We start from the raw sequence: 10,361 nt of genomic DNA on the forward strand, positions 1-10,361 counted from the left end.
GTCAGAGGGGTATAAGAGACAGGGGCCGACCCTCCCCCTCCAGGGGAGGGTGAAGGAAGCCGTCGCCGAGTCAAATATTGACGGCCCGGCCCTTCATGACTATCGTCCGCGCGATCCCGTGGTCATTTGAGCCGGCCGGCTTGCAGCCACGTTAAACAACTCGCTAAACAGGCCGGGGACAGTTCCGATCCCGGCCGAACCGATGTTCAGGCCGGGTTTTTTATTGACCCTGCCGTTCTTATCTGAGGTCGAACCGGGGCGTCCCGGGATGTCGAGGCCGTTGGCAGGCGTATGATGAATATCCATTCGGTGAAGGGGCAGAAGATCGCCGCCGGCGAGCGGACCCAGGAGGTCGACCACCCGCATTCGCTCATCGCGCTGTTCGGCGCCGACCAGCCGCTGCCGCTGGATTGCGGCATCGCGCTCAGCCCGTTTCAGATCGCCTATCAGACCTACGGCACGCTGAACGCCGACAAGAGCAACGCCATCCTGGTCTGCCACGCCCTGACGATGGATCAGCACATCGCCAATGAGCATCCGATCACCGGCAAGCCCGGCGGCTGGCTGACCCTGGTCGGCCCCGGCAAGCCGATCGATACCGACCGCTATTTCGTGATCTGTTCGAACGTGATCGGCGGCTGTATGGGCTCCACCGGTCCGGCCTCCACCAACCCCGCCACCGGCAAGCCCTGGGGACTCGATTTCCCGGTCATCACCATTCCCGACATGGTCCGCGCCCAGGCGATGCTGATCGACCGGCTCGGCATCGACAAATTGTTCTGCGTGGTCGGCGGCTCGATGGGCGGCATGCAGGTGCTGCAATGGTCGGTGGCATTTCCGGAGCGGGTGTTCTCGGCGCTGGCGATCGCCTGCGCGACCCGGCATTCGGCGCAGAACATCGCCTTCCACGAACTCGGCCGTCAGGCGGTGATGGCCGATCCGGAGTGGCAGCACGGTCGTTACTTCGAGAACGGCTGCTTTCCGCATCGTGGCCTCGCGGTGGCGCGGATGGCCGCGCACATTACTTATTTGTCCGACGCCGCGCTGCATCGGAAATTCGGCCGCAAGATGCAGGACCGTGAGCTGCCGACGTTCTCGTTCGACGCCGACTTCCAGGTTGAGAGTTACTTGCGCTATCAGGGCTCGTCGTTCGTGGAGCGGTTCGACGCTAATTCGTATCTGTATCTGACACGGGCGATGGATTACTTCGATATCGCGGCCGACCATGACGGCGTGTTGGCTGCTGCGTTCCGCGGCACGCAGACGAGGTTCTGCGTGGTGTCGTTCACCTCCGACTGGCTGTTTCCGACCTCGGAGTCGCGCGCCATCGTGCATGCGCTGAACGCCGGCGGCGCGCGGGTCTCGTTCGCCGAGATCGTCACCGACAAGGGCCACGACGCGTTCCTGCTCGACGAGCCGGAATTCATCGACATCGCGCGCGCCTTCCTGCAGTCGGCCGGTGCGGCGCACGGCCTCGGCAAGGCGGAGCGCTGATCATGTCGGTGCAGGAAAGCTTGCCGCTGGAAGCGCATGCGCGTCCGCAGTTGCGCGTGCACCGCGCCGATCATCTCCTGGTCGCCGACATGGTCGAGTCGGGCACGAAGGTGCTCGACGTCGGCTGCGGCGAAGGCGATCTGATGCAGCTCCTCGAATCTCGCGGCGTCGATTGCCGCGGCATCGAGCTGTCGCGCGAGGGCGTCAACCGCTGCGTCGCGCGCGGGCTCGCGGTGGTGCAGGGCGACGCCGACACCGACCTCGATCACTACGTCGACGATGCGTTCGACTACGTGATCCTGTCGCAGACGCTGCAGGCGACGCGGCAGCCCAAAGAGGTGCTGGAAAATCTGCTGCGGATCGGGCGGCGCGCGATCGTGTCGTTTCCGAACTTCGGCTACATCAACATGCGGCTGCAGCTCCTGATCCACGGCCAGATGCCGCGGACCGAGAACCTGCCGGCGACCTGGTACGACACGCCGAACATTCACTTCTGCACCATCAAGGACTTCGTCGGACTGTGCGACGAGATCGGCGTCAAGATGGAACGTGCAGTGGCGCTCGACCGTTATGGTCGGCCGCTGCGGCTCAACGCACCGTGGTGGTTCTGGAACATGTTCGGTGAGCAGGGCGTGTTTCTGCTCAGCCGCGCACAGCAGAAAACACCGCCGCAGGCCGCCGATTACATCGCGCCATAAGTCGTATTAACAAGTAGTTAATGCGTGCGGTCATCAGTTCATCGCACGCGATGCGTGCAGAAATGTTGCGTATCACGAAATTTCCTCGAAAATTCCCCTAAAATCTGACTCTCGCTTTCTCAAAGCCATCCTCTCGCCATCCCCGATCGATTAACGCGTCGACCCCGATGTCGGCCCGTGCGGGTCGACGCGTCTCGATGAGTTCCGGGAGAGAGTGACTGTATGGTTGTGTTTTCTGCGTTTGGATTGTTCCGCTTCGTCGCTGCCGCGCTGTCGTTGATGGTGCTCGCGGCGATCGCCGCTCCCGCATCGGCCAAGCCGCTGCATCGTCATCACGCTCACGCGTCCAAATACTCGCACCACGCCGCGTCTCGTCACGCGCACCAGCATCGCCGCTCGCACGCTTGGCGCCGTCACGGCCGCATCGCGCAGCAGCAGGCGGAGGTCGCGCCGTCGGCTTTCGGTTTCTCCGGCCACGATCCGGCCATGGATGTCTCGGCCGCGATGGCGCAGCCGCAGCTGCAGCCTGCGACGCAGAAGCGTAGCAGTCGTCGTCAGCGCCTTGCCGCCCAGCAGCAGGACTTCCAATCGCAGTCGTGGAACGGCGGCGGCGCGGGCTCGAGCCTGGTGGAAGCTGCGCGCAGCTACATCGGCAGCGGCAATCCGACCGGCCGTCGCGCGCTGTGGTGTGCACGGTTCATGAACATGGTGTTGCAACGGACGGGTCATCAGGGCACCGGATCGGACATGGCGAGCTCGTTCGCACGCTACGGACAGCGCATCTCCGGTCCGCAGGTCGGCGCGATCGCGGTGATGTCGCGCGGCAAGCGCGGCGGCCATGTCGGCGTCGTCAGCGGGATTGATCCCAACGGCAACCCGATCGTGGTCTCCGGCAATCACGGCCACCGCGTCGCCGAGGCGGTGTATTCGAAGAGCCGCATCTACGCCTACGTGATGCCGTCGAGCTGATAAGACGCGCTTTCCCGCACGCGATCGTCATGCGCGGGCTCGACCCGCGCATCCATCGCGCGCGGAGCGCGCCTCTCCGAAGAAGATGGATCGCCGGGTCGAGCCCGGCGATGACGATGTGTGAGGAGCAGGGCCGCTTAGTTCCTGAAGCTTGATTACTGAAGCTCGGAGCTGGAGTTCTTACGCGAACAGCTCCGCCTGCTCGACCTGCACCGCATCGCCCTGCGCGATGTCGCCGGCTTCGATCACTTCGGCATAGACTCCGCAATCGGCGTGGCCGAGGTTCTGCTGCAGGGTCTCGGGGATCGCCATGTCGCGGGCGGCGGTTGTCGGGTCGACGTTGGTGGCGGCGCAGCGGACGATGCGTTTGACCACCTTGAGCTTGGCGTTGCCGATCAGCAGCACCCGGTCCATCAGGTCGAACTCGTGCCAGGCCGGCCAGCCTTCGACGTAGAGGTTGCCGCGGAAGCGCAGCGGATCGACCGGGCGGCCGATCATGGCTTCCAGCGCGGCGACGCTTGTCAGGTTGATGATCGACACCACTTTGCGGGCGACGTCCGAGAAGCTGTGGCCGTGACCGGCGAGCAGCTTCGGCGGCCCGCGCAGCTCGTCGGCGCAATAGCCGGCGAAGAACTGTTCGATCGCGGCCCGGCCGGTTTCGGTCCGAAGATCGCCGCGAGCCACCTCGGCGCCGTCGCGGGAGATGCTGAGCTCGCCGGTTGCGGCATCAAAGCGGCTGCGCAGGGCGGCCAGCCGCTCGTTGCGCATCAGCATCAGAAACCTGATCTTGGGGAAGTAGCGGGGATGGGCCGGGTCGAATCCGATCGGCCCGTTCTCGATTGCGAATGCCCGGTCGCCGGGCAGGGTCTGGCCGACATCCAGAGCCACGGTGGGCAACGGCTCGGGCGACAAACCCTTGACCGGATAGCGATAGATCGAGGCGACGGAGGCGAGTGCAAGGTCTGTCATGGCGGGTGTTTAGGGGATCGCGCCGGCTTCGGCAGCCCACGAAAATGTGAGCCGGGGCCTTCCGTTTGCCGGAACAGATGCCCACATTTGCGTCAAGCCGATGCGCTCCGCACGGTGACGACCGCCCCCGGCTGAGGAATGTCAGCGCGGCCGGCGGAACCCCAATGAAGATGCCGTCGCGCGTGCTTCTTGAAGGCGCCGAGGGCAGGCTGAGGGACCGAAAACAATGAACGTTGAAAAATATACCGAACGTGTGCGCGGCTTCATCCAGTCGGCGCAATCGCTGGCGATGCGCGAGGGCCATCAGCAGTTCTCGCCGCTGCATATCCTCAAAGTGCTGCTCGACGATTCCGAAGGGCTGGCGGGCGGTCTGATCGACCGCGCCGGCGGCAATTCGCGCGCGATCCTGAAGGCGACCGAAGACGCGCTCGGCAAGATGCCGAAGGTCTCCGGCTCGGGCGCCGGCCAGGTCTATCTCGATCCGGCCACCGCGCGGGCGTTCGACGCGGCCGAGAAGGCCGCCGAGAAGGCGGGCGACAGCTTCGTCACCGTGGAACGGCTGCTGCTGGCGCTGTCGCTGGACAAGGACAGCGAGGCCGGCAAGCTGCTCGGCAAGGGCGGCGTCACCCCGCAGAATCTCAACGCCGCCATCAACGCGCTGCGCAAGGGCCGCACCGCGGATTCGGCGACGGCCGAGAACGCCTATGACGCGCTGAAGAAATACGCCCGCGACCTGACCCAGGCGGCGCGAGACGGCAAGCTCGACCCTGTCATCGGCCGCGACGAAGAAATCCGCCGCACTATCCAGGTGCTGTCGCGCCGGACCAAGAACAATCCCGTGCTGATCGGCGAACCCGGCGTCGGTAAGACCGCGATCGTCGAAGGCCTGGCGCTGCGCATTCTCAACGGCGACGTGCCGGAGAGCCTGAAGGACAAGAAGCTGCTGGCGCTCGACATGGGCGCGCTGATTGCGGGCGCGAAATATCGCGGCGAGTTCGAGGAGCGGCTGAAGGCGGTGCTCAACGAGGTGACCGCGGCCGAGGGCGGCATCATCCTGTTCATCGACGAGATGCACACCCTGGTCGGCGCCGGCAAGGCGGACGGCGCGATGGACGCGTCGAACCTGCTCAAGCCCGCGCTTGCCCGCGGCGAACTGCACTGCATCGGCGCCACCACGCTGGATGAGTACCGCAAGCACGTCGAGAAGGACGCCGCTTTGGCGCGGCGCTTCCAGCCGGTGTTCGTCAACGAGCCGACGGTCGAGGATACCATCTCGATCCTGCGCGGGCTGAAGGACAAATACGAGCAGCACCACGGCGTGCGGATCGCCGACTCGGCGATCGTGGCGTCTGCCACGCTGTCGAACCGCTACATCACCGACCGCTTCCTGCCCGACAAGGCGATCGACCTGATGGACGAGGCCGCGGCGCGGCTGAAGATGCAGGTCGACTCCAAGCCCGAAGAGCTGGATTCGATGGACCGCGAAATCGTGCGGCTCAAGATCGAGCAGGAGGCGCTGAAGAAGGAGAGCGACGTCGGCTCCAAGACCCGCCTGGTAGCGCTGGAGAAGGAGCTCGCCGAGCTCGAAGAGAAGTCGGCGGTGCTGACCCAGCGCTGGAGTGCGGAGAAGAACAAGCTCTCCAATGCCCAGAAGCTGAAGAGCGAACTCGACGGCCTGCGAATCGAACTCGCCAACGCGCAGCGCCGCGGCGAGTATCAGCGCGCCGGCGAGCTCGCCTATGGCCGGATTCCCGAGCTGGAAAAGAAGCTCGCCGACATCGAAGCTCACGAGAATGCCGGCGAGATGGTGGAGGAGGCGGTCACCGCCGATCACATCGCCCAAGTGGTGTCGCGTTGGACCGGCGTGCCGGTCGACAAGATGCTCGAAGGCGAGAAGGAAAAGCTGCTGCGGATGGAAGAGCAGCTCGGCCAGCGCGTGGTCGGGCAGTTCGAAGCCGTGCATGCGGTCTCGACCGCGGTCCGCCGCGCCCGCGCCGGCCTGCAGGACCCGAACCGGCCGATGGGCTCGTTCATGTTCTTAGGCCCGACCGGCGTCGGCAAGACCGAGCTGACGAAAGCCTTGGCGGAGTATCTGTTCGACGACGAGACCGCGATGGTCCGCATCGACATGTCGGAATTCATGGAGAAGCACTCCGTGGCCCGGCTGATCGGCGCACCTCCCGGCTATGTCGGCTATGACGAAGGTGGCGTGCTGACCGAGGCGGTGCGGCGCCGGCCGTATCAGGTGATCCTGTTCGATGAGATCGAGAAGGCGCATCCGGACGTGTTCAACGTGCTGCTGCAGGTGCTCGATGACGGCCGCCTGACCGATGGTCAAGGCCGCACGGTGGACTTCCGCAACACGCTGATCGTGATGACCTCGAACCTCGGCTCGGAATATCTGGTCAATCAGCCCGAGGGCGAGGACACGTCGGCGGTCAGGGAGCAGGTGATGGGAATGGTGCGGGCGCACTTCCGCCCCGAATTCCTCAACCGCGTCGACGAGATCATCCTGTTCCACCGTCTGCAGAAGAGCGAGATGGGCCGGATCGTCGACATCCAGTTCGCGCGGCTCACAAGGCTGCTCGAGGACCGCAAGATCGTGCTCGACCTCGATGCCGCGGCCCGCGACTGGCTCGCCGAAAAGGGTTGGGATCCCGCTTACGGCGCCCGCCCCTTGAAGCGGGTGATCCAGCGCAGCGTCCAGGACCCGCTCGCCGAGATGATCCTGGAAGGCTCGGTCAAGGACGGCGACCACGTCGCGATCTCGACCGAAGGCGGCGTGCTGACCTTCAACGGCGCCCCGCCGCACACCGCGGATGTCGAGCCGTTCACGGGACGCCCGCCGAAGCGGATGTTGAACTGACACTGCCGAGAAGCAGATTTGCGATGACGATGCCCTTCCCGCGTCGCGGGGAGGGCTTTCTTTTGTCATGCCGGGAATGAGTTCGGCTCAATGCACCGGCTTCGCCTCGGCGTTCGGCCGGTGATGCGTGCCGAAGCGCTCGACCATGGTGGCGTTGGCCTCGTCGAGGCCGATCACCGCGACCACGGCGCCGTGGCGGCGCAGATGTTGCAGCCCGTGGTCGTGCTCCAGCGTTATTATCAGCACTACGGTTGCGGTCGCCACTGCGATCGAGAACGAGGCGTGGAGCCCGACCTTTGGGGGCGACTCCCGCGGCGATGGAAAATCCGATCGCCTCCGGGATCAGAGCCAGCGCCACCAGAATTCCGGACAGCAGCGCGGTCGGGATGTTCGTCAGCCAGTCGCGGCGAAAGGCGCGATGAAGATGCATGTGGCTGGTAGATCGAAGCCACGTCGCAGCAGATTCGCTGTCGCGGAATGTCCCGCGGCGATCGAACAGGCTTCGGATCGGCTAAGCGTTCAGCGCCGCGCCTGCGCGCTCGACGAGGTGCGTACCGGTGCCGAGGACGTCAGATCTTCGGCGAGCCGTCCACCGCCGCGCCCCGCCATCATCCCGTCGAGCCGGTCGCGCTCCTTCTCGAACGAGGCGAGAAGCGGGCCTTCGAGCGAGCGACCGCGCGGCAGACGCACGCGCATCGGATCGACGAAGCGGCCGTTGACGATGATTTCGTAGTGGACGTGGGCGCCGGTCGACAGGCCGGTGGAGCCGACGAAGCCGATCACCTGGCCCTGGCGGACACGCTTGCCCGGCTCCATGCCCTTGGCGAAAGCCGACATGTGGCCGTAGGCGGTCTCGTAGCCGTTGGCGTGCTTGATCCGGATGTACTTGCCGTAGCCGCCTTCCCAGCCGGCCTTTTCGATCACGCCGTTGCCGGAAGCGAAGATCGGCGTGCCGTAGGGCGTCGACCAGTCGACGCCGGTGTGCATCTTGACGTAGCCGAGGACGGGATGGCGGCGGGCGCCGAAGCCGGAGCGCATGATCGCCTGATTGACCGGCTTGCGCACCAGGAACTTCTTCGCGCTCTTGCCGGTCTCGTCGTAGAAATCGACGACGGAGTCGTCGGGGGTCTGGAACCGATAGTATTTCTTGGTCTCGCCGCCGACCGTGAGGGAGGCGAACAGCACGTCGTTCTTCTCGACCGCGGCGGTGGTTTCGTCGTCGCCGGCGTAGAACACTTCGAACGAATCGCCGGCCTGCACCCTGCGCTGGAAGTCGACATCGTAGGAGTAGATCCGGATCATGTCGTCGATCACGTTCTGCGGCACCTTGTTGCGGAGCGCAGTCTCGTAGATCGATTGATAGAGCCGGACACCGCTGCCGTCGTCCTCGTCGTCCTCGGTGTTGTCGGCGGTGTCGCTGACGGTGTTGAGGCTCTGGACGTCGACCGCGACGTAGCGGCCGAGATCGGACAGCGCCGCCACCGCTTCGACCGCCGAATCGCCTGCGACGATCACCCGGAACGGCTGCGGCGGTTTGCCGGGGCCTGGCGGCTCCATCAGGATTCGCAGCTTCTGGCCTTCCTTCAGGCCGCCGTCGCGACCGCGGGCGCCGAGCGCAGCGGCGACCGCGCGGGCATCCTCTTCGGTCGCTCCCTGATCGCGCAGCACCGAGACGACGGTGTCGCCCTTCTTGACGATATGGGTGCGCTCGCCGGTCGGATTGCCGCCGGTGACCTGCTCTTTGGTCTTCGGCAGCAGCGTGACGTTCTCCGGCACGATCCGCGTTTCGAAGCCGGCGTAGGGATCGGCCGAAGGGCCTTCGGGCGCATAGGCCAGCTTCATGTCGCCGCCGAAATCGCCGGCGGCGGCGCTGGCATAGCGAACGCCGCTGTTGCCTTTCCAATTCGCCGCGTCGCGCACCCGCATCAGGATCTCGTCGGGGGCGATATGGCCGACGATCTTGGCGCGCGGCAGCACGGTGCCGAGATCGCGGGTGACGAACGAGACTTCCGCGTCGGGTTCGACTGCCTCGGGGTTCTGCGCGTCGTCGCTCGGCGTTGCGGCGCCGACATCGCTCAGCATCCGCTGGGCATTGAAGGGGGGAATCTTGGCCGATTGGTCGCTGGTGGTCAGCGACAGGTTGCCCGAGATCCGGATGAACGGACGAACCCGCACCACGTCGCGATGCCCGACCCGCGAGACCGTCGAGACTCGAATCACGCTGCGGGCAAGGGCGGCTTCGCTTGGCGGCGGCAGACGGTCGCTCTTATGCAGGGGGGCGTTCTTATCGGCGCCGAACGCACCGCGCAGTGCGGCCTGCACCAATTCGGGCGCCTTGGCGAAAGTGGTTTCGCCATCCAGCGAGGCGAACACCGCGCCGCCGATCAGCGCCGCGCCACACAGGCCGGTGAGAATCGTGCCGCTGAACCACTGTACCGACACGCGCCGGCGATCGATCACAGCGGCCTCGGAGCCGTCGACGGAAAGCGGCGGCTCATGACCGAGATCGATATAGTCGACCTCACGCCCGCTGCTGCGCCCGCGTGACACCCTTTGGCTCAATCCGTCGTCCCCCGATTCGCAATCAGCCGCGGGTGCAGCCGATCGGCTAGTCTGAACGATCAGGCCGTCGGCCGATCAAAGCTCTCCGCGCCGCGCTGCGGACCGGAGCCTTCTACCCGATTGCCGTCGGCTTGTCCGCCACGGAAGGCGTACTCTATCGATCGCAAGTGTCGCAACGCAGGCCGTGCGGCCAAATTGCTGGCCGCGACCGCAGGCGTCAATCGAAAGCGGCCATATCGGCCGTTCCAATGCTCATGCTGATCCGAAACCGACACGATCGGGACCAATGGGCACGTCCGCAGACCGCGGTGTGCCGAATTGTTTTCTCGATCTGATTTGGGGAGAACGCCTCCGGAATGTGGCCTGAGTACGGCGTGTGGGACGAGAAAGCATTGGAAAATTTGGAGAAAATGAAATTCTTCAACCGCACGACATTTTTCTGACGAAGCCGTTGACAGCTCCGCAGGGGGCGGCCTATAAGACGGCCACTGAGCGCGGCGCCGCTGAGCCCCACGGGCTCCAGCGAGCTTCCGCGCCTCTGGAACTTCATCGAACTCGATGAGTGCAGGAGCAGCCGATAGTTGTCGGTTGCTAATCGCTGTCGGGTCGGGGTTTCAAAGCTCCTATTAAGTGTAGGAGATGAAGTCTCGAGGGTCCTTGTGGCTTTCGGCTTCGTTGAGATCTTCGGGTCTCGGGCTGTTTGACAAGTGAAGAAGAAGAAAGAGAAACGTGGACGGCGAAGTCCTTGCGGGTCTCGGTTTTCGGAGGGCTTCGGCTTTCTGGGATTGAGACCGGACGAAAGA

Annotated in this window: 6 protein-coding genes, 1 pseudogene and 1 riboswitch; of the genes and pseudogenes, 4 read left to right on the top strand and 3 right to left on the bottom strand. The window is 64.9% G+C overall.

Annotated elements, in window-relative coordinates; translation table 11 throughout:
- Window positions 1-108: 108 nt before the first annotated feature.
- Window positions 109-188: riboswitch (SAM riboswitch) on the top strand.
- Window positions 189-291: 103 nt separating this feature from the next.
- From metX to DY468_RS23595, 3 genes are all read left to right on the top strand, one after another.
- Complete coding sequence (gene metX, locus DY468_RS23585) at window positions 292-1,494, top strand: homoserine O-acetyltransferase MetX (protein ID WP_164607917.1); 1,203 nt, start codon at window positions 292-294, stop codon at window positions 1,492-1,494.
- 2 nt (window positions 1,495-1,496) lie between these two features.
- On the top strand, window positions 1,497-2,192 hold the full coding sequence (metW, locus tag DY468_RS23590) for a methionine biosynthesis protein MetW (protein WP_164607919.1): 696 nt from the start codon (window positions 1,497-1,499) through the stop codon (window positions 2,190-2,192).
- A gap of 222 nt (window positions 2,193-2,414) precedes the next feature.
- Window positions 2,415-3,161: an NlpC/P60 family protein gene (locus tag DY468_RS23595; protein WP_164607921.1), complete on the top strand. Its 747-nt coding sequence runs from the start codon at window positions 2,415-2,417 to the stop codon at window positions 3,159-3,161.
- Between the two features lie 180 nt (window positions 3,162-3,341).
- On the opposite strand, the gene DY468_RS23600 is transcribed toward DY468_RS23595, so the two are convergent.
- The gene (locus DY468_RS23600) at window positions 3,342-4,130 is read right to left on the bottom strand and encodes an MOSC domain-containing protein (protein ID WP_164607923.1); all 789 of its coding nucleotides are present in this window, start codon (window positions 4,128-4,130) and stop codon (window positions 3,342-3,344) included.
- Window positions 4,131-4,356: 226 nt separating this feature from the next.
- Here DY468_RS23600 and clpB point away from each other — a divergent pair, with 226 nt between their 5' ends.
- Window positions 4,357-6,996 carry an ATP-dependent chaperone ClpB gene (clpB, locus tag DY468_RS23605; protein ID WP_164607925.1) on the top strand — a complete coding sequence of 880 codons (2,640 nt, stop codon included), beginning with the start codon at window positions 4,357-4,359 and terminating at the stop codon, window positions 6,994-6,996.
- A gap of 201 nt (window positions 6,997-7,197) precedes the next feature.
- Here the strand turns inward: clpB and DY468_RS23610 are convergent.
- Both DY468_RS23610 and DY468_RS23615 read right to left on the bottom strand, forming a co-directional pair.
- A pseudogene (locus DY468_RS23610) lies at window positions 7,198-7,426 on the bottom strand (SulP family inorganic anion transporter); the annotation flags it as partial.
- 89 nt (window positions 7,427-7,515) lie between these two features.
- Complete coding sequence (locus DY468_RS23615; RefSeq protein ID WP_205512655.1) at window positions 7,516-9,558, bottom strand: M23 family metallopeptidase; 2,043 nt, start codon at window positions 9,556-9,558, stop codon at window positions 7,516-7,518.
- Between the last annotated feature and the right edge of the window lie 803 nt (window positions 9,559-10,361).

This window comes from Rhodopseudomonas sp. BR0M22 (assembly GCF_010907035.1).
GTDB lineage: Bacteria > Pseudomonadota > Alphaproteobacteria > Rhizobiales > Xanthobacteraceae > Rhodopseudomonas.